Source organism: Streptomyces sp. NPDC002701, from assembly GCF_042889045.1.
GTDB lineage: Bacteria > Actinomycetota > Actinomycetes > Streptomycetales > Streptomycetaceae > Streptomyces.
In genome coordinates, this window is record NZ_JBIAQL010000001.1 from 519,482 (window position 1) to 537,381 (window position 17,900).

The window sequence follows — 17,900 nt, forward strand, 5'->3', positions numbered from 1 at the left end:
GGTTCCTCGCGCCCCTGGCGGGGCTCTCCCGTGTGTGAAGCGTGGCTGCATGCGGTCTTCCGTGGGGCGGTGGGGAGTGGCACGCTGCCGTGCATGGGGGCACTGAGGCGTATACGGCACCGCGGGCCGGTCATGGCGGTCACGGCCGTCGCGGCCGCGTTCGCGCTGGTCGCGTGTGAGCCGGGCGACGGCATCAGCACCGCGGCCGTGGCGATCACCACCGACCAGACAGGTACCCGCGAGCTGGAGAGACGGGGCGTCGACGTGCAGTGGCTCACCTGCACCGCCTCGTACGGCAACAACGGGCAGAGCGCGGGAGCCTCGCCCAGCGTGCGCGGCGTGGCGGACGTCGACTGCATGGGGGAGACCGGCGACGAGCAGGAGATCAGCATCAAGGGCAAGGTCACGCAGGAGGTCAACGGCACCTGCGTACGCGGAGACCTCACCGCCAGGGTGGGCGGCAAGGAGCGGTTCCGCGTGAACGTCCTGGGCAACTGCCGGGCCGGCACGCCACCGGTCGGCAACAGGACGACCCCGCCGCCCGCCGATCCGGGAGCGACCGTCACCGTCACCGAGACCGTGACCCGGTACCCGCATCCCGGGTGCTCCTGCTACGAGGGGAAGTGACCCGGGCGGCGCGGCGGCCGACCGGGCGAAGTGATCGAAAGCTCTGGTCGCGGACGGGGCGACTGCATAGGGTGATCGGGTGACACAGCCCGCATCCGCAGCAACCGCCGCGTCCGCCGCCTTTTCCGGAGCGTCCGAGTCGTCTGCGTATCTCCGGTATCCGCACCTGCACGGCGAGTTGCTCGCCTTCACCGCCGAGGACGACGTCTGGGTCGCGCCGCTCGACGGCGGCCGCGCCTGGCGGGTCAGCGCCGACAACGTCGCGGTGAACCACCCGCGCATCTCCCCGGACGGGACGGCCGTCGCCTGGACGTCGACCCGTGACGGCGCTCCCGAGGTCCATGTCGCGTCCGTCGACGGCGGTGCCGCCAAGCGCCTGACGTACTGGGGCAGTTGGCGGACCCAGGTGCGTGGCTGGACCCCGCAGGGCGAGGTCCTCGCGCTCAGCACGCAGGGCCAGGCGAGCCTGCGCCGCAGCTGGGCCCGGGCCGTCCCGCTCGACGGCGGACCCGCGACCACCCTGCCGTACGGGCCCGTCGGCGACGTGGCGTACGGCCCGGGCACCGTACTGCTCTCCGCTCCCATGGGGCGCGAGGCCGCCTGGTGGAAGCGCTACCGCGGCGGCACCGCGGGCAAACTGTGGATCGACCGCGAGGGCGACGGGGAGGCCGGGGAGTTCGTACGGCTGCACGCCGACCTCGACGGGAACCTGGAGTATCCGTCGTGGGTCGGCGACCGAGTCGTCTTCCTCTCCGACCACGAGGGCGTGGGGGCCGTGTACTCCTCCCTCGCCGACGGGTCGGACCTGCGGCGGCACACGGGCATCGACGGCTTCTACGCCCGGCACGCCTCCACCGACGGCACCCGCGTCGTGTACGCGTCCGCCGGGCAGCTGTGGATCCTCGACGACCTCGACGGGGCCGAGCCGCGGCGGCTCGACGTCCGGCTCGGCGGACAGCGCGTCGACCTGCAGCCCCATCCGGTGAACGCGGCGCGCTGGTTCGGGGCCGCCGCCCCCGACCACACCGGACGCGGCAGCGCGGTCTCCGTGCGCGGAGCCGTCCACTGGGTCACCCACCGCTCGGGCCCCACCCGCGCGCTCGCCGCCGAACAGGGCGTACGGGCCAGGCTGCCCCGCACCTTCCGCGCCGACGGCGAGGAGCACGTGGTGTGGGCGACGGACGCGGAGGGCGACGACGCGCTGGAGTTCGCCCCGGCGACCGGCATGGCACCGGGAGCGACCCCGCGCCGGCTCGCCGCCGGACAACTGGGGCGCGTCCTCGGACTCGCGATGGCCCCCGACGGCAGCCGTGCCGCGGTCGCCTCGCACGACGGCCGCGTGCTGCTCGTCGAGCGGGAGACCGGCGAGGTCCGGGAGGTCGACCGCAGCGAGGACGGCGAGGTCACCGGGCTCGTCTTCTCACCCGACTCGGCCTGGCTGGCCTGGTCGCACCCCGGCCCGCGCCCGCTGCGCCAGCTCAAGCTCGCCAACACCGCGGACCTGTCGGTGACCGAGGCGACACCGCTGCGGTTCCGCGACTACGCGCCCGCGTTCACCCTCGACGGCAAGCACCTCGCGTTCCTGTCCGCGCGGTCCTTCGACCCCGTCTACGACGAGCACGTCTTCGACCTGGCGTTCGTCGGCGGCTCGCGGCCGCACCTCATCACCCTCGCCGCGACCACGCCTTCGCCCTTCGGACCGCAGCGGCACGGCCGGCCCTTCGAGGCACCCGACAAGGACGAGACGCCCGACAGCGAGGGCTCACCCGCCACCCGCATCGACCTCGACGGGCTCGGTGACCGCATCGTGCCGTTCCCCGTCGAGGCCGCCCGCTACACGGGGCTGCGGGCCGCCAAGGACGGACTGCTGTGGCTGCGGCACCCGGTCCGGGGCGTCCTCGGGGCGTCCCGCGCCACCCCCGACGACCCGGACCCGAAGACCGACCTGGAGCGCTACGACCTCGTCCAGCAGCGCATCGAGCACCTCGCCTCGGACGCCGACGGCTTCCTGGTCACCGGCGACGGCAAACGCATCCTGCTGTGGACCGACGGCAAGCTGAAGGTCGTACCGAGCGACCGGCGCGCCTCGAACGACGACGGCAGCGACACCAACATCACCGTCGACCTGTCGCGCATCCGCCAGATCGTCGACCCGGCCGCCGAGTGGCGGCAGATGTACGACGAGACCGGCCGTCTCATGCGCGACAACTTCTGGCGCCCCGACCTCGGCGGCACCGACTGGGACGGTGTACTGGACCGCTACCGGCCCGTCCTCGAACGGGTCGCCACCCACGACGACCTCGTCGACCTCCTCTGGGAGGTGCAGGGCGAACTCGGCACCTCGCACGCGTACGTCATGCCGCGCGGCGGGTCCGGCCACGGGGACCGGCAGGGGCTGCTCGGCGCCGACATCTCCCGCCACGAGGACGGCCCCCGGGGGACGGCGCAGTGGCGCATCGACCGCATCCTGCCGTCGGAGACCTCCGACCCCGACGCGCAGTCACCCCTCGCCGCGCCCGGTGTCGCGGTGCGCGCCGGGGACGCGATCGTGGCCGTCTCCGGGCAGCCCGTCGACCCGGTCGCGGGACCGGGACCGCTCCTCGTCGGCACCGCGGGCAAGCCCGTCGAGCTGACCGTCTCCCCGGCGGGCGGCGGAGATCCGCGGCACGCGGTGGTCGTCCCGGTGTCCGACGAGGAGCCGTTGCGCTACCACGCGTGGGTCGCCGACCGGCGGGCCTACGTGCACGAGAAGTCCGGCGGACGGCTCGGGTATCTGCACGTGCCCGACATGCAGGCGCCCGGCTGGGCGCAGATCCACCGCGACCTGCGGATCGAGGTGGCCCGGGAGGGGCTGGTCGTGGACGTCCGCGAGAACCGCGGCGGGCACACCTCGCAGCTCGTCGTCGAGAAGCTCGCCCGGCGGATCGTCGGCTGGGACCTCGCGCGGGGGATGCGGCCGACGAGCTATCCGGAGGACGCGCCGCGCGGGGCCGTCGTCGCGGTCGCCAACGAGTTCTCGGGCTCGGACGGGGACATCGTCAACGCGGCGATCAAGGCGCTGGGCATCGGGCCCGTCGTCGGTACGCGCACCTGGGGCGGAGTCATCGGGATCGACAGCCGGTACCGGCTGGTCGACGGGACGCTGGTCACCCAGCCCAAGTACGCGTTCTGGCTGGAGGGGTACGAGTGGGGGGTGGAGAACCACGGGGTCGATCCGGACGTCGAGGTCGTCCAGGCGCCCCAGGACCATGCCGCCGGGCGAGACGTCCAGCTCGACGCCGCGATCCGTATCGCGCTGGAGGCGCTCGAGGAGAGCCCGGCGAGGGCTGCGCCGCTTCTGCCGGGGTTGTGACGGGCGGTTCTTCGGGTGCGGGTGCGTGGGCGCTGGTCGCGCAGTTCCCCGCGCCCCTGAAAAGCGGGCGCTGCCCGCACCCCCCGTATGGCGACGGGGCGGTCGGTACCATGCCGGGGCAACGATCATCCAGCGAGGAGGCCGGACAATGGCAGGGGAACCGCAGGACGACTGCTTGTTCTGCAAGATCGTCGGGGGGAAGATTCCCGCGACCGTCGTCCACGAGACCGAGACCACTCTCGCCTTCCGGGACATCAACCCGCAGGCGCCCACCCACGTCCTGGTGATCCCCAGGGTCCACCACCCGGACGCGGCCTCCCTCGCCGCCGCGGAACCCGCGATCCTCGCGGACGTCGTGCGCGAGGCCGGTGAGGTCGCGGCACAGGAGAAGCTCGACAGCTACCGCCTCGTCTTCAACACCGGCAGCGGGGCAGGACAGACGGTCTTCCACGTGCACGCCCACGTGCTGGGCGGCCGCGGACTGCAGTGGCCTCCGGGATAGACGCGCGTGTCCGTACGTGAACTGGTGGTCCTCGGGACCGCCAGCCAGGTTCCCACCCGGCACCGCAACCACAACGGCTACCTGCTGCGCTGGGACGGCGAGGGCATCCTCTTCGACCCCGGCGAGGGCACGCAGCGGCAGATGCTGCGGGCCGGGGTCGCCTCGCACGACCTGCACCGGATCTGCGTCACGCACTTCCACGGCGACCACTCGCTGGGCCTCGCCGGGGTGATCCAGCGGATCAACCTCGACCGGGTGCCGCACGAGATCAGCGCGCACTACCCGCGCTCCGGACAGAGGTTCTTCGACCGGCTGCGGTACGCGACCGCCTACCGCGAGACGGTCGCGCTGACCGAGGCCCCGGTGGACGCCGACGGGGTGCTCGCGGCCACGAAGTCGTACACCCTCCAGGCCCGCAGGCTCTCGCACCCCGTCGAGTCGTACGGGTACCGGCTGGTCGAACCCGACGGGCGGCGCATGCTGCCCGAGCGGCTCGCCGCGCACGGGGTCGGGGGACCGGACGTGGGGCGCATCCAGCGGGAGGGGACGCTCGGGGACGTCACGCTGGACGACGTCAGCGAGGTGCGGCGCGGGCAGCGGTTCGCGTTCGTCATGGACACCCGGCTGTGCGACGGGGTGTACGCGCTGGCGGAGGGCTGCGACCTGCTCGTCATCGAGTCGACGTTCCTGGACGAGGACGTGCGGCTCGCCGTCGACCACGGGCACCTCACCGCCGGGCAGGCGGCGACCGTGGCGCGGGACGCGGGGGTACGGCACCTGGTGCTGACGCACTTCAGTCAGCGGTACTCCGACCCCGAGGAGTTCGAACGGCAGGCGCGGGCCGCCGGGTTCAAGGGGGAGCTGACGGTGGCGCACGATCTGCTGAGGGTGCCGGTTCCGAAGCGTCGGTGAAACACCCGTACCATTCTTCGATGCCCATCCCCAAAGCTGAACTGCACCTGCACATCGAAGGCACACTGGAGCCCGAGCTCGCTTTCGCTCTGGCCGCCCGCAACGGGGTCGCGCTGCCCTACGCCGACACGGAGACGCTGCGCAAGGAGTACGAGTTCTCCGACCTGCAGTCGTTCCTGGACCTGTACTACGGGCTGATGGCCGTGCTGAGGACCGAGGACGACTTCGCGGACCTCGCCGACGCGTACCTCGCGCGCGCCGCCGCGCAGGGCGTACGGCACGCGGAGATCTTCTTCGACCCGCAGGCGCACCTCGCGCGGGGCGTGGGGATGGGGACCGTGGTGGAGGGGCTGGGGAGGGCGCTGGACCGCGGCGAGGCCGTGCACGGCGTCTCCACCCAGCTGATCATGTGCTTCCTGCGGGACGAGTCCGCGCAGTCCGCGATGGAGACCCTGGAGGCGGCGAAGCCGTACCTGGCGCCGCACGGGCCGATCGTCGGCGTGGGGCTCGACTCCGCCGAGGTCGGGCACCCGCCGGCGAAGTTCCGCGCGGTGTACGAGGCCGCGGCCGCGCTCGGTCTGCGCCGGGTCGCGCACGCCGGTGAGGAGGGGCCGCCCGCGTACATCACCGAGGCGCTCGACGTGCTCGGGGCCGAGCGGATCGACCACGGGCTGCGCTGCGTGGAGGACCCGGAGCTGGTGGCGCGGCTGGTGCGGGAGCGGGTGCCGCTGACGGTGTGCCCGCTGTCCAACGTACGGCTGCGGGCCGTCGACGTGCTGGCGGAGCATCCGCTGCCCGCGATGCTCGACGCGGGGCTGCTGTGCACGGTCAACTCCGACGACCCCGCCTACTTCGGCGGGTACGCCGGGGACAACTTCGACGCGGTGCGCGCGGCGCTGGGGCTGTCGCCCGAGCGGCTGCGCGAGCTGGCCCGCAACTCGTTCGTCGCGGCGTTCCTCGAACACGACGAGGAGCGCCGGAACCGCTACCTCACCGAGGTCGAGACATACGAGTTCCCGTAACCGGACGCACCGCAAAAGATTGCGCAGTTCCCCGCGCCCCTTTCGGGGGCGCGGGGAACTGCGCAATCTTTTGCGGTCACGGCGAACCCGCAGAGCCCGCCGGCGTGTCACCGTCAAGGCCACAGCGGAGCGTCTGGTGCACACTGGCCTGAAAACGCACCACTCAGGGGAGCGCACCGTGACCGCGTCCAACGGGAAGGGACCGTACCGACAGGCCCCGTTCGACCCTCTCGCCGAACTGCGCCGCCCCGACGACCCGCCCTGGGACGTCTACCTCACCGGCACCGTCTTCCTCGACATCATCTTCACCGGCCTCGACTCCGCCCCGGTCCGGGGCACCGAGTCCTGGGCCCGCGGCATGGGGTCGAGCCCCGGCGGTGTCGCCAACATGGCGACCGCGCTGGCCAGGCTCGGCCTGAAGACGTCCCTCGCGGCGGCCTTCGGGGACGACCACTACGGGGAGTACTGCTGGGACGCCCTGGAGCAGGGCGAGCACATCGACCTCTCCGCGTCCCGTACCGCACCCGGCTGGCACTCCCCGGTGACCGTCTCGATGGCGTACGAGGGCGAGCGCACCATGGTGAGCCACGGCCACGAGCCGCCCCCTGAGGAGCCCGCCCCCGACTGTCCGCCCCGCGCGCGGGCGGCCGTCGCCTCGCTGACGCCCGGCACGAGCGCGCACTGGGTCGCCACCGCGGCGAGCAAGGGCACCCGCGTCTTCGCCGACGTCGGCTGGGACGACACGGGACGCTGGGACCTCGCCGGACTCCCCGACCTGCGGCACTGCGAGGCGTTCCTGCCGAACGCCGAGGAGGCCATGCGGTACACGGGCGCCTCGTGCCCGCGTGCGGCCGCGCACGCGCTCACCGAACACGTACCCCTCGCCGTCGTCACGCTCGGCGCCGAGGGCGCGTACGCCGTGGACCGCCGGACCGGCGAGACCGCCGAGGTCCCGGCCATCGAGGTCGAGGCGATGGACCCGACCGGCGCCGGGGACGTCTTCGTCGCCGGGTTCGTGACTGGCACGCTGGCCGGCTGGCCGCTCGCCGACCGGCTCGCCTTCGCGGGCCTCACCGCCGCCCTGTCGGTCCAGGAGTTCGGGGGCTCGCTGTCCGCCCCCGGCTGGTCGGAGATCGCCGCGTGGTGGCGCAAGGTGCAGTCCTACGACGACCAGGATCCCGCCGCGCTCGGCCGCTACTCCTTCCTGGAGGCGCTGCTGCCGCGGACCACCCGGACGTGGCCCCTGAGACGGGCCGTACCGACGATCGGGTTCCGCAGCCCCGCATGAGGGCACAAGAGGCACACCCGGTGACCTCTGGGGCCACAGGTGCCACAGGTGCCACGGAAAAGTCCTACGGCGTTGTCGGTGGCCCGACGTACTCTTGGGAGCACAAGGCTGCCGTACCGGCAAGCGTGCCTCACCGAGGAGGATGAGCGGCCTTCAGAGCCGGCCCATGACGCAGACACCCACAGCTCACACCCCCGCGCAGGGGCAGTCACGAGCGCAGTTCACCGTCCCCGCCAAGCACCCCATGGTGACCGTGCTGGGATCCGGGGACGCCCTCCTGCGCGTGATCGAGAAGGCTTTCCCGGCGGCCGACATCCATGTCCGGGGCAATGAGATCAGCGCCGTCGGCGACGCCCGTGAAGTGGCACTCGTCCAGCGCCTGTTCGACGAGATGATGCTGGTGCTCCGCACCGGACAGCCGATGACGGAGGACGCGGTGGAACGCTCGATCGCCATGCTGCGGGCGACTGAGAACGGGGAGGGTGACGGCCCGGAGACACCGGCCGAGGTCCTCACCCAGAACATCCTGTCCTCGCGAGGCCGCACCATCCGCCCCAAGACGCTCAACCAGAAGCGGTACGTCGACGCCATCGACAAGCACACCATCGTCTTCGGCATCGGTCCCGCCGGTACGGGCAAGACCTACCTCGCCATGGCCAAGGCCGTGCAGGCCCTGCAGTCCAAGCAGGTCAACCGCATCATCCTGACCCGCCCCGCGGTGGAGGCCGGAGAGCGGCTCGGCTTCCTGCCCGGCACGCTCTACGAGAAGATCGACCCGTACCTGCGCCCGCTGTACGACGCGCTGCACGACATGCTCGACCCGGACTCGATCCCGCGGCTGATGGCGGCGGGCACGATCGAGGTCGCGCCACTGGCCTACATGCGCGGCCGGACGCTCAACGACGCCTTCATCATCCTGGACGAGGCGCAGAACACCAGTGCCGAGCAGATGAAGATGTTCCTCACCCGGCTTGGTTTCGAGTCGAAAATCGTGATCACTGGTGACGTGACACAGGTCGACCTGCCCAGCGGGACGAAGTCCGGTCTGCGTCAGGTCCAGGACATCCTGGAGGGCCTCGACGACGTCCACTTCTCCCGGCTCACGTCCCAGGACGTCGTACGGCACAAGCTGGTCGGCCGTATCGTCGACGCGTACGAGAAGTACGACAGTGAGAACGGCACGGAGAACGGCACCCACAAGGGCGCCCGTACCAAACGGAAGTAGACCAGCGCGACCATGTCGATCGACGTCAACAACGAGTCCGGAACCGAGGTCGACGAGCAGGCGATCCTCGACATCGCCCGCTACGCCCTCGCGAGGATGCGCATCCACCCGCTCTCCGAGCTCTCGGTGATCGTCGTGGACACCGACGCCATGGAGCAGCTGCACATCCAGTGGATGGACCTGCCGGGCCCCACCGATGTCATGTCGTTCCCGATGGACGAGCTGCGGCCGCCCACCAAGGACGACGACGAGCCGCCGCAAGGGCTGCTCGGTGACATCGTGCTGTGTCCGGAGGTCGCCGAGCAGCAGGGCAAGGACGCCGAGACGCAGCACTCCATGGACGAGGAGCTCCAGCTCCTCACCGTCCACGGGGTGCTGCACCTGCTCGGCTACGACCACGAGGAGGCCGACGAGAAGGCCGAGATGTTCGGTCTGCAGGCGGCCATCGTGGACGGCTGGCGTGCGGAGAAGGGCCTGACCGGCCCCTCACCGGCTCCGACCGTCTCATGAGCCCGCAACTCGTCCTGGGCGCCGTCGCGCTCGTCGTGGTCGCCTGGCTCGCCGCCTGCGCGGAGGCCGGTCTCGCGCGCGTCTCCAGCTTCCGCGCCGAGGAGGCGGTCCGCTCCGGGCGCCGCGGCAGCGGCAAGCTCGCCCAGGTGGCCGCCGACCCGACGCGCTATCTGAACGTGGCGCTGCTGGTGCGCGTCGCCTGTGAGATGGCCGCCGCGGCCCTCGTCACGTACGCGTGCCTGAAGGAGTTCCCGGAGACCTGGGAGGCGCTGGCCGTCGCCATCGGGGTGATGGTCCTCGTCTCGTACGTCGCGGTCGGTGTCTCACCGCGCACCATCGGCCGCCAGCACCCCCTGAACACGGCCACGGCGGCGGCGTACGTGCTGCTGCCGCTCGCCCGGATCATGGGGCCGATCCCGCCCCTGCTCATCCTCATCGGCAACGCGCTCACCCCCGGCAAGGGCTTCCGGCGCGGTCCGTTCGCCTCCGAGGCGGAGCTGCGGGCGATGGTCGACCTCGCCGAGAAGGAGTCGCTCATCGAGGACGAGGAGCGCCGGATGGTGCACTCCGTCTTCGAGCTGGGCGACACGCTGGTCCGCGAGGTGATGGTCCCGCGGACGGACCTGGTGGTCATCGAGCGGTACAAGACCATCCGGCAGGCGCTCACCCTGGCCCTGCGGTCCGGTTTCTCGCGCGTCCCCGTCACCGGGGAGAGCGAGGACGACGTCGTCGGGATCGTGTACCTGAAGGACCTGGCCCGCAAGACCCACATCAGCCGGGACGCGGAGAGCGAGCTGGTGTCCACGGCGATGCGGCCCGCCGCCTTCGTCCCGGACACGAAGAACGCCGGTGACCTGCTGCGCGAGATGCAGCAGGACCGCAACCACGTCGCCGTCGTCATCGACGAGTACGGCGGCACGGCCGGCATCGTCACCATCGAGGACATCCTGGAGGAGATCGTCGGCGAGATCACCGACGAGTACGACCGTGAGCTGCCGCCCGTGGAGGAGCTCGGCGACGACCGCTACCGGGTGACCGCGCGGCTCGACATCGGCGACCTCGGCGAGCTGTACGGCTTCGAGGCGTACGACGACGAGGACGTGGAGACGGTCGGCGGACTGCTCGCCAAGGCGCTGGGCCGCGTGCCCATCGCCGGCGCCTCGTCGGTGGTCGAACTGCCCGACGGCCGTGAACTGCGGCTGACGGCCGAGGCGTCGGCCGGCCGGCGCAACAAGATCGTCACTGTCCTGGTCGAGCCCGTCGAGGCCGTCGCACCGGCCGATGCCGAGGAGGAGAAGCCGGAGTGACCCCGCGGGAGCTGCGCGCGCTCTGCCTGTCCTTCAACGCCGCCGTGGAGGAGTTTCCCTTCAACCCCGAGACCTCGGTCTTCAAGGTGCTGGGGAAGATGTTCGCGCTCAGCTCCCTGGAGGCCACCCCCCTCACGGTCAACCTGAAGTGCGACCCCGAGGACGCGGTGCGGCTGCGCGGCGAGCACGAGGGCCTGATCGTCCCCGGCTGGCACATGAACAAGCGCCACTGGAACACGGTGACGGTCGGTGCCGCGGAGGGGACCGGCGCCGCCCTCCCGGACCGGCTGGTCCGGGAGCTCGTCGAGGACTCGTACGACCTGGTGGTGGCCGGCCTGCCGAGGGCCGAGCGGCTCCGGCTCGACCGGCCCTGAGCCCGGCGCCGGCGGCCGAGGGCTTTCGCCGGCCCCGACCGGGTGCGCGACCGGTGGCGGGGCCGGTGTCACCGGGCGAGGACGTACAGGCCGGTGCCCGCCGTGCCGGCGGCGGTGAGGACGAGCGAGGCGCAGGCCGCGTGCCACTTCAGCAGGGTCCGCCGCAGCACGGCGTGGCGCGCCTCGTACTCCGCCCGCAGCCGGTGCGCCCGGTCGGCGGTGACCTGCAGCGCCTGCCTGGTCAGCCCGAGGCGCTGCTCGACGTAGTGGCGCGACAGGTCTTCGGCCTGCGCCGTGGTGAGCCAGGGCAGCCGGGCGCACAGGGCCGTGGCCTCCAGTCGTGCCTGGTCCCGTTCGGCCCGCAGCAGGAGATAGCCCTCCACCTCGTTGGCCAGCGCGGCGCCCGGCCGGTCCGGCCGGCCGGACGAGCGGCCGGGGATCACCGCGGTTCGCCCTTGTGGCTCTCGGCGTCCACCGCGTCGCGCTTGCCGAGGTTCTCGTGGTGCTCGTGGTGGGCCAGCCGCGGATGGTGGAGGTCGAAGGCGGGGGATTCGGAGCGGATCCTCGGCAGGGTGGTGAAGTTGTGGCGCGGCGGCGGGCAGGAGGTGGCCCATTCGAGGGAGCGGCCGTAGCCCCAGGGGTCGTCGACCTCGATCTTCTTGCCGTACTTGGCGGTCTTCCACACGTTGTAGAGGAAGGGGAGGGTGGACAGGCCCAGGAGGAAGGCGCCGATGGAGGAGACGGTGTTGAGGGCGGTGAAGCCGTCGGCGGCCAGGTAGTCGGCGTAACGGCGGGGCATGCCTTCGGCGCCGAGCCAGTGCTGGATGAGGAAGGTGGTGTGGAAGCCGACGAAGAGGGTCCAGAAATGGATCTTCTCCAGGCGGGTGTCGAGCATGGTGCCGGTCATCTTCGGCCACCAGAAACTGAATCCGCCGAACATGGCGAAGACGATGGTGCCGAAGAGGACGTAGTGGAAGTGGGCGACGACGAAGTAGCTGTCGTGGACGTGGAAGTCCAGCGGCGGTGAGGCGAGCAGGACGCCGGTGAGGCCGCCGAAGAGGAAGGTCACGAGGAAACCGGCCGCCCACAGCATGGGAGGTTCGAAGGAGATCGACCCTTTCCACATGGTGCCGATCCAGTTGAAGAACTTGACGCCGGTGGGGACGGCGATGAGGTAGCTCATGAAGGAGAAGAAGGGCAGCAGGACGGCCCCGGTGGGGAACATGTGGTGCGCCCATACGGTCACGGACAGGCCGGTGATCGAGATGGTGGCGCCGATCAGTCCCATGTAGCCGAAGATCGGTTTGCGGGCGAACACCGGGATGATCTCGGTGATGACGCCGAAGAAGGGCAGCGCGAGGATGTAGACCTCGGGATGGCCGAAGAACCAGAAGAGGTGCTGCCAGAGGATCGGTCCGCCGTTCGCCGGGTCGAAGATGTGCGCGCCGAACTTCCGGTCCGCCTCCAGGGCCAGCAGGGCCGCGGCCAGCACGGGGAAGGCCAGCAGGACCAGGACCGAGGTGAGCAGCACGTTCCACACGAAGATCGGCATGCGGAACATCGTCATGCCGGGGGCGCGCATGCAGATGATCGTGGTGATGAAGTTGACCGCGCCCAGGATGGTGCCGAAGCCGGCGAGGGTCAGGCCCATGATCCACAGGTCACCGCCGACGTAGGCGGTGCGTTCGCCGCCGCTGAGGGGGGTGTAGGCGGTCCAGCCGAAGTCGGCGGCGCCCTGGGGGGTGAGGAAGCTGGAGAGGACGATCAGCCCGCCGAAGAGGAACAGCCAGTAGGAGAACATGTTCAGGCGGGGGAAGGCGACGTCGGGGGAGCCGATCTGCAGGGGCATGATCGCGTTGGCGAACCCGGCGAAGGTGGGGGTGGCGAACAGCAGCAGCATGATCGTGCCGTGCATGGTGAACGCCTGGTTGTACTGCTCACTGGAGAGGAACTGCAGCCCGGGCCGGGCCAGTTCGGCCCGTACCGCCATCGCCAGCACCCCGCCGATCAGGAAGAACCCGAAGGACGTGATCAGGTAGAGATGGCCGATCTTCTTGTGATCGGTCGTGGTCAGCCAGGAGATGATCATGCGGCCTCTACTGCGCCGCCCTTCGACCGGCACCAGCGTGACCGGTTCCGTCTCAGCAGTCATCGGGTCCCCTAATCCATCGAAATGCCGCATCCAGGTATCAAGGTTCCGTAAACACCCTGGCATCGCACGCTGACGCGCTGTGCAGTACGGAGCGCATGCCGTGTAACCAGATGCCGTGGGGGCACACGCGCCTTTCGCGGGCGTCTTCGGACGGCTGCCGCGCGAGGGGCCGGCGGGCCTTCGTATGCTCTGGACATGACCGACAGCACCGACAGCACCGGCGGCGTCAGCGGCATCGGCAGCGCCGCGCTCGACCCCGAGGACCGGAAGATCGTCACCCTGGCGCGTGCCGCCCGGGCCCGCAACGGGGTGCCCGAGGGGGCCGCCGTGCGGGACGGCAACGGGCGTACGTATGTGGCGGGCACCGTTGCCCTCCCCTCGCTCGGGCTCAGCGCGCTGCGGACCGCGGTGGCCATGGCCGTGGCCTCCGGGGCGACGTCGCTGGAGGCGGCGGCCGTGGTGACCGAGGGGGAGTCCCTGCCGGACGAGGACCTCGCGGCGGTACGGGATCTCGGCGGGGCGGCCACGCCGGTGCTGCTCGCGGGGGTGGACGGGGCGGTGCGTTCCACGGTGACCGCGGGCTGACGGCGTCCGGCGGAAGAATCACCCCCGTTTCTCTTGCAATCCCCAGTCGCCCGCGCATCAATGGACGCCAGCCCTTCCGACGGGCCGTCAGATCTGTGTCGTCAGCGAGGCCCGCCGGCCGGCCCCACCCGGCAATTCCCGTACAAGGGAAGGGAATCCCATGACAGCCAAGCGACTCGGAATCGGCGCGGCCCTGGCCGCCGGCACCCTTGCCTCGGCCCTCGCCCTCGCCCCCGGCGCCGCCGCCGTCGTCCCCCAGACGGCCACGATCGTCGCCGACTGCGGCGTCTACGGTGCCGGGACGGCCACCCTCACGGCCACCCAGGACGGCACCGCCGCCACCCTCACCGTCACCTCCTCGATCACCGCCCCGCTCGCCCTCGCCGAGGACTCGATCGCCTCCACCCTCACCCTGGTGAAGGCCGGCGGCGGCACGACCGCCTTCACGGGCACCGAGAACCCCGCGATGGCCGCGGGCGACAGTGTCACGGTCGGCCCGCTGGCCGGCACCGTCGCGGCGGGCGACAGCCTGGAAGCCTTCGGCGGGTCCCTGGAGATGGTGATCTTCGGCATCACCGTCACGTGTACGGCGCAGGGGCCCCAGGCGCCGGGCCCGTTCGTCTTCGAATGAGCCCCGCGGGGTCAGAGGGCGTCGGGGCCGCGCTCATCGGTCCGTACCCGGACCACCGTCTCCACCGGTACCGCCCACACCTTGCCGTCGCCGATCTTTCCCGTCCGTGCGGCCCGCACGACCGCCTCGATGACGGGCTCGGCGTCCGCGTCGTCCACGACCACCTCGATACGGACCTTCGGCACGAGGTCGACGCGGTACTCGGCACCGCGGTACACCTCCGTGTGGCCGCGCTGGCGCCCGTAGCCGCTGGCCTCCGTGACGGTCAGCCCGTGCACGCCGATCTCCTGGAGGGCGTTCTTGACCTCGTCGAGGCGGTGCGGCTTGACGATCGCGGTGATGAGCTTCATACCGGGGCCTGGCCTTCTGCGGGGCGGGAGGGGGGTGGGGAGGGGGTGACGGACGTGATCGTAGGCCGTCGTCGCGTGCGCCGTAAGGGCCGGCTCCGAAGGGCGCCGGGGGCCGGGTCCGGATCCTGGTACGGCGCGTGTCCGACGATCAGGGACAATGGGCGCCATGAGCGTTCGTACCCAGTCACCCGAGCCGCCGGAATCCTCGGAGTCCCCGGAATCCTCGGGGGCATCCCACCGCGCGGGCTTCGCCTGCTTCGTGGGCCGCCCCAACGCGGGCAAGTCCACCCTCACGAATGCTCTGGTCGGCCAGAAGGTGGCGATCACCGCCAACCAGCCGCAGACCACGCGGCACACGGTGCGCGGCATCGTCCACCGGACCGACGCCCAGCTGATCCTGGTGGACACCCCGGGGCTGCACAAACCGCGCACGCTCCTCGGCGAGCGGCTCAACGACGTCGTCCGCACGACGTGGGCCGAGGTCGACGTGATCGGTTTCTGCCTCCCCGCGAACGAGAAGCTCGGTCCCGGTGACCGCTTCATCGCGAAGGAACTGGCGTCCATCAAGAAGACGCCGAAGATCGCGATCGTCACGAAGACCGACCTCGTGGACAGCAAGACCCTCGCCGAGCAGCTCATCGCCATCGACCAGCTCGGCAAGGAGCTCGGCTTCGAGTGGGCCGAGATCGTGCCCGTCTCCGCTGTCGCCGACAAGCAGGTCGACCTCCTGGCCGACCTGCTCGTGCCGCTGCTGCCGGAGGGGCCCGCCCTCTACCCCGAGGGTGATCTCACGGACGAGCCCGAGCAGGTCATGGTGGCGGAGCTCATCCGGGAGGCCGCGCTGGAGGGGGTGCGGGACGAGTTGCCGCACTCCATCGCCGTCGTCGTCGAGGAGATGCTTCCGCGCGAGGACCGGCCCGCGGACAAGCCGCTGCTCGACATCCACGCGTTCGTCTACATCGAGCGGCCCAGCCAGAAGGGCATCATCATCGGGCCCAAGGGGAAGCGGCTGAAGGAAGTCGGGATCAAGTCGCGCAAGCAGATCGAGGCACTGTTGGGGACGCCGGTCTTCCTCGACCTGCATGTGAAGGTGGCGAAGGACTGGCAGCGGGACCCTCGCCAGCTGCGCAAGCTGGGGTTCTGAGGCTTTTTCCTCGTCCCCTGCCGGGTCCCGTGCCGGGCTTCGTGCCGTGCTTCGCGCTCGTTCTCAGCCGCCGGACGGGCTGGAAGACCCCTGTCGGCGTTGCGTGCGCAGTGCCTCCCGCAGCCAGTGGTACGACGCCTTCGGGGTCCGCTCCAGCGTCTCGAAGTCGACGTGCACCAGGCCGAAGCGGCGCGCGTACCCCTCGGCCCACTCGAAGTTGTCGAGGAGCGACCACACGAAGTATCCGCGGACGTCGACGCCCTGCTCCGACGACGCCCGGTGCAGTGCCCGCAGGTGTCCGTCCAGGTAGGCGATCCGCTCCTGGTCGTCGAGCCCTTCGTACGAGCATCCGTTCTCCGTGATGACGACGGGCGGGAGCCGGTCGCCGTACCGTTCGCGGAAGTCCACCAGCAGTTCCGTGAGGGCCTCCGGTACCACCGGCCAGCCGAAGTCCGTGACCGGATAACCGTCGATCTCCCTTACGGAGAAGGGGAGTTCGGCGGGCATGGTCAGTCCGCCGAACTCGATCTCCGAGCCCTGGGGCGCGCCCACCCTCGTCGGGGCGTAGTAGTTGATCCCGTACCAGTCGACCGGCTCTGCGATGATCTCCAGGTCGGCCGCGACGTCCTCCGGGCCGCCGGGCATCAGCTCGCCGATGCCCTCCGGGTACCGCCCCAGCAGCACCGGGTCCGCGAACAGGCGGTTGAGCAGCAGATCGTAGAAGCCGGCCGCCTCCAGGTCCGCGGGCTCCCGGGAGGCGGGCCAGGTCGGGCCGTGCGAGTTGGCGATGCCGATGTCCGAGACGCCGGCGGCGCGCAGGGCCTGGACGGCGAGGCCGTGGGCCAGCAGCTGGTGGTGGGCCACGGGCAGGGCGTCGAAGAGCAGCCGCTCGCCGGGAGCGTGTGCGCCCAGGGCGTGGCCCAGCAGGGTGTGTTCGGCGGGCTCGTTGAGGGTGATCCACTTGGTGATCCGGTCACCGAGCCGGGCGGCGACCCTGGCGGTGTACTCGGCGAAGCGTTCGGCGGTGTCCCGCCGCAGCCAGCCGCCCGCCTCCTGGGCCGACAGCGGCAGGTCCCAGTGGAAGAGGGTCGGGACCGGGCGGATGCCGGCGGCGCACAGCCCGTCCGTCAGGCGGTCGTAGAAGTCCAGGCCGCCGGGGGCGTTCACCCGTGGCCAGGAGACGGAGAAGCGGTACGCGTTCACGCCGAGGGCGTGCAGGAGGGCTATGTCCTCGGGGTAGCGGTGGTAGTGGTCGCAGGCCACCTCGGCCGTCGAGCCGTCCTTCACCCTGCCCGGTTGGGCGGTGAACGTGTCCCAGACGGAGGGGGTGCGGTGGTGGGTGGCGCCCTCGATCTGGTGGGCCGAGGTGCTGACTCCCCAGAGGAAGTTTTGTGGGAACGGGGGGAGGGAGGGTGGGGTCGGGGGTGTGGGTTTCGTTGTGGTCGCCGGGGGTGCCGTGTTCGCCATGCGCGCGATGATCCGTATGCGGGTCAGGGGAGTCAACGGGTTCGGGGGCGGGTGCGGGTTCGTTGTGGCTGGTCGCGCCGTTCCCCGCGCCCCTAAAAGATTGCGCCGTTCCCCGCGCCCCTAAAGGACTGCGCAGTTCCCCGCGCCCCTAAAGGGCTGCGTCCCCCGCGCCCCTTAGACGTGGGGGGTGCCCTCTTTTAGGGTTTTTGTTATGAGGGATTGTTGGGGGGGTGTCAGGTGGGGGTCTGCGCAGTGGATTGTTCTGTCGTCGACCGTGATCTCGTAGGCGAAGCCGTCCGGGACGCCCATGGGGGGCGTGCCCCGGCCGGTGGCGATCACCTGCTCGGCCAGGGCGTGCCACTCCCGGGCGTCGGGGCGCCCCGAGGTGTCCACCTCGGCGTGCCGCTCGATGCCCGCGAATCCGCCCGTGCGTCTCACTCGAATACGCATGG

The 17,900-nt window shown here is 71.1% G+C and carries 18 protein-coding genes; 13 read left to right on the forward strand and 5 right to left on the reverse strand.

Translation table 11 applies throughout. The features are described 5' to 3' along the window. Window positions 1-93: 93 nt before the first annotated feature. The 10 genes from ACFYXC_RS02175 (at window position 94) to ACFYXC_RS02220 (ending at window position 11,119) form a co-directional block, all read left to right on the forward strand. A complete protein-coding gene (locus ACFYXC_RS02175) occupies window positions 94-627 on the forward strand; it encodes a hypothetical protein (RefSeq protein WP_389545834.1) in 534 nt (177 codons plus the stop codon). A gap of 79 nt (window positions 628-706) precedes the next feature. Beyond that, a complete protein-coding gene (locus ACFYXC_RS02180) occupies window positions 707-3,979 on the forward strand; it encodes a S41 family peptidase (RefSeq protein WP_389545837.1) in 3,273 nt (1,090 codons plus the stop codon). 148 nt (window positions 3,980-4,127) lie between these two features. Beyond that, window positions 4,128-4,481, forward strand: a complete 354-nt coding sequence (locus ACFYXC_RS02185; protein ID WP_389545840.1) for a histidine triad nucleotide-binding protein — start codon at window positions 4,128-4,130, stop codon at window positions 4,479-4,481. 6 nt (window positions 4,482-4,487) lie between these two features. Then, window positions 4,488-5,393, forward strand: a complete 906-nt coding sequence (locus ACFYXC_RS02190; protein ID WP_389545843.1) for a ribonuclease Z — start codon at window positions 4,488-4,490, stop codon at window positions 5,391-5,393. Window positions 5,394-5,413: 20 nt separating this feature from the next. After that, the gene (locus tag ACFYXC_RS02195) at window positions 5,414-6,415 is read left to right on the forward strand and encodes an adenosine deaminase (protein ID WP_388908804.1); all 1,002 of its coding nucleotides are present in this window, start codon (window positions 5,414-5,416) and stop codon (window positions 6,413-6,415) included. Window positions 6,416-6,593: 178 nt separating this feature from the next. Further along, window positions 6,594-7,703 (forward strand): carbohydrate kinase family protein, encoded by a 1,110-nt coding sequence (locus ACFYXC_RS02200; RefSeq protein WP_389545845.1) that lies wholly within the window; start codon window positions 6,594-6,596, stop codon window positions 7,701-7,703. Between the two features lie 166 nt (window positions 7,704-7,869). Beyond that, the gene (locus ACFYXC_RS02205) at window positions 7,870-8,928 is read left to right on the forward strand and encodes a PhoH family protein (RefSeq protein WP_388908800.1); all 1,059 of its coding nucleotides are present in this window, start codon (window positions 7,870-7,872) and stop codon (window positions 8,926-8,928) included. A gap of 12 nt (window positions 8,929-8,940) precedes the next feature. Then, window positions 8,941-9,438, forward strand: coding sequence for an rRNA maturation RNase YbeY (gene ybeY, locus ACFYXC_RS02210; protein WP_221352600.1), 498 nt, complete (start codon window positions 8,941-8,943; stop codon window positions 9,436-9,438). Continuing rightward, window positions 9,435-10,745: a hemolysin family protein gene (locus tag ACFYXC_RS02215; protein ID WP_388908796.1), complete on the forward strand. Its 1,311-nt coding sequence runs from the start codon at window positions 9,435-9,437 to the stop codon at window positions 10,743-10,745. Before ybeY ends, ACFYXC_RS02215 begins: the two co-directional genes overlap by 4 nt. Beyond that, window positions 10,742-11,119 carry an MmcQ/YjbR family DNA-binding protein gene (locus tag ACFYXC_RS02220; RefSeq protein ID WP_388908794.1) on the forward strand — a complete coding sequence of 126 codons (378 nt, stop codon included), beginning with the start codon at window positions 10,742-10,744 and terminating at the stop codon, window positions 11,117-11,119. The genes ACFYXC_RS02215 and ACFYXC_RS02220 overlap by 4 nt, the downstream gene beginning before the upstream one ends. 68 nt (window positions 11,120-11,187) lie before the next feature. On the opposite strand, the gene ACFYXC_RS02225 is transcribed toward ACFYXC_RS02220, so the two are convergent. Together ACFYXC_RS02225 and ctaD are read right to left on the reverse strand one after the other, a co-directional pair. After that, window positions 11,188-11,562, reverse strand: coding sequence for a hypothetical protein (locus tag ACFYXC_RS02225; RefSeq protein ID WP_389545851.1), 375 nt, complete (start codon window positions 11,560-11,562; stop codon window positions 11,188-11,190). Then, window positions 11,559-13,208 carry a cytochrome c oxidase subunit I gene (ctaD, locus tag ACFYXC_RS02230; RefSeq protein ID WP_388909133.1) on the reverse strand — a complete coding sequence of 550 codons (1,650 nt, stop codon included), beginning with the start codon at window positions 13,206-13,208 and terminating at the stop codon, window positions 11,559-11,561. The genes ACFYXC_RS02225 and ctaD overlap by 4 nt, the downstream gene beginning before the upstream one ends. A gap of 258 nt (window positions 13,209-13,466) precedes the next feature. Here ctaD and ACFYXC_RS02235 point away from each other — a divergent pair, with 258 nt between their 5' ends. Together ACFYXC_RS02235 and ACFYXC_RS02240 are read left to right on the forward strand one after the other, a co-directional pair. Continuing rightward, entirely contained in the window at window positions 13,467-13,856 is a 390-nt protein-coding gene (locus ACFYXC_RS02235; protein ID WP_389545854.1) for a cytidine deaminase, read from the forward strand. 160 nt (window positions 13,857-14,016) lie between these two features. Beyond that, on the forward strand, window positions 14,017-14,487 hold the full coding sequence (locus tag ACFYXC_RS02240) for a hypothetical protein (RefSeq protein ID WP_389545857.1): 471 nt from the start codon (window positions 14,017-14,019) through the stop codon (window positions 14,485-14,487). Between the two features lie 11 nt (window positions 14,488-14,498). On the opposite strand, the gene ACFYXC_RS02245 is transcribed toward ACFYXC_RS02240, so the two are convergent. Further along, window positions 14,499-14,837 carry a P-II family nitrogen regulator gene (locus tag ACFYXC_RS02245; RefSeq protein ID WP_389545860.1) on the reverse strand — a complete coding sequence of 113 codons (339 nt, stop codon included), beginning with the start codon at window positions 14,835-14,837 and terminating at the stop codon, window positions 14,499-14,501. A 157-nt stretch (window positions 14,838-14,994) separates the two neighbouring features. On the opposite strand from ACFYXC_RS02245, the gene era reads away from it, so the two are divergent. Next, window positions 14,995-15,981 carry a GTPase Era gene (era, locus tag ACFYXC_RS02250; protein WP_388908784.1) on the forward strand — a complete coding sequence of 329 codons (987 nt, stop codon included), beginning with the start codon at window positions 14,995-14,997 and terminating at the stop codon, window positions 15,979-15,981. Window positions 15,982-16,044: 63 nt separating this feature from the next. Here the strand turns inward: era and ACFYXC_RS02255 are convergent, their stop codons facing one another. Further along, window positions 16,045-17,448 carry a GH1 family beta-glucosidase gene (locus ACFYXC_RS02255; RefSeq protein WP_389545863.1) on the reverse strand — a complete coding sequence of 468 codons (1,404 nt, stop codon included), beginning with the start codon at window positions 17,446-17,448 and terminating at the stop codon, window positions 16,045-16,047. A 174-nt stretch (window positions 17,449-17,622) separates the two neighbouring features. Then, window positions 17,623-17,898, reverse strand: a complete 276-nt coding sequence (locus ACFYXC_RS02260) for a protealysin inhibitor emfourin (protein WP_389545866.1) — start codon at window positions 17,896-17,898, stop codon at window positions 17,623-17,625. Between the last annotated feature and the right edge of the window lie 2 nt (window positions 17,899-17,900).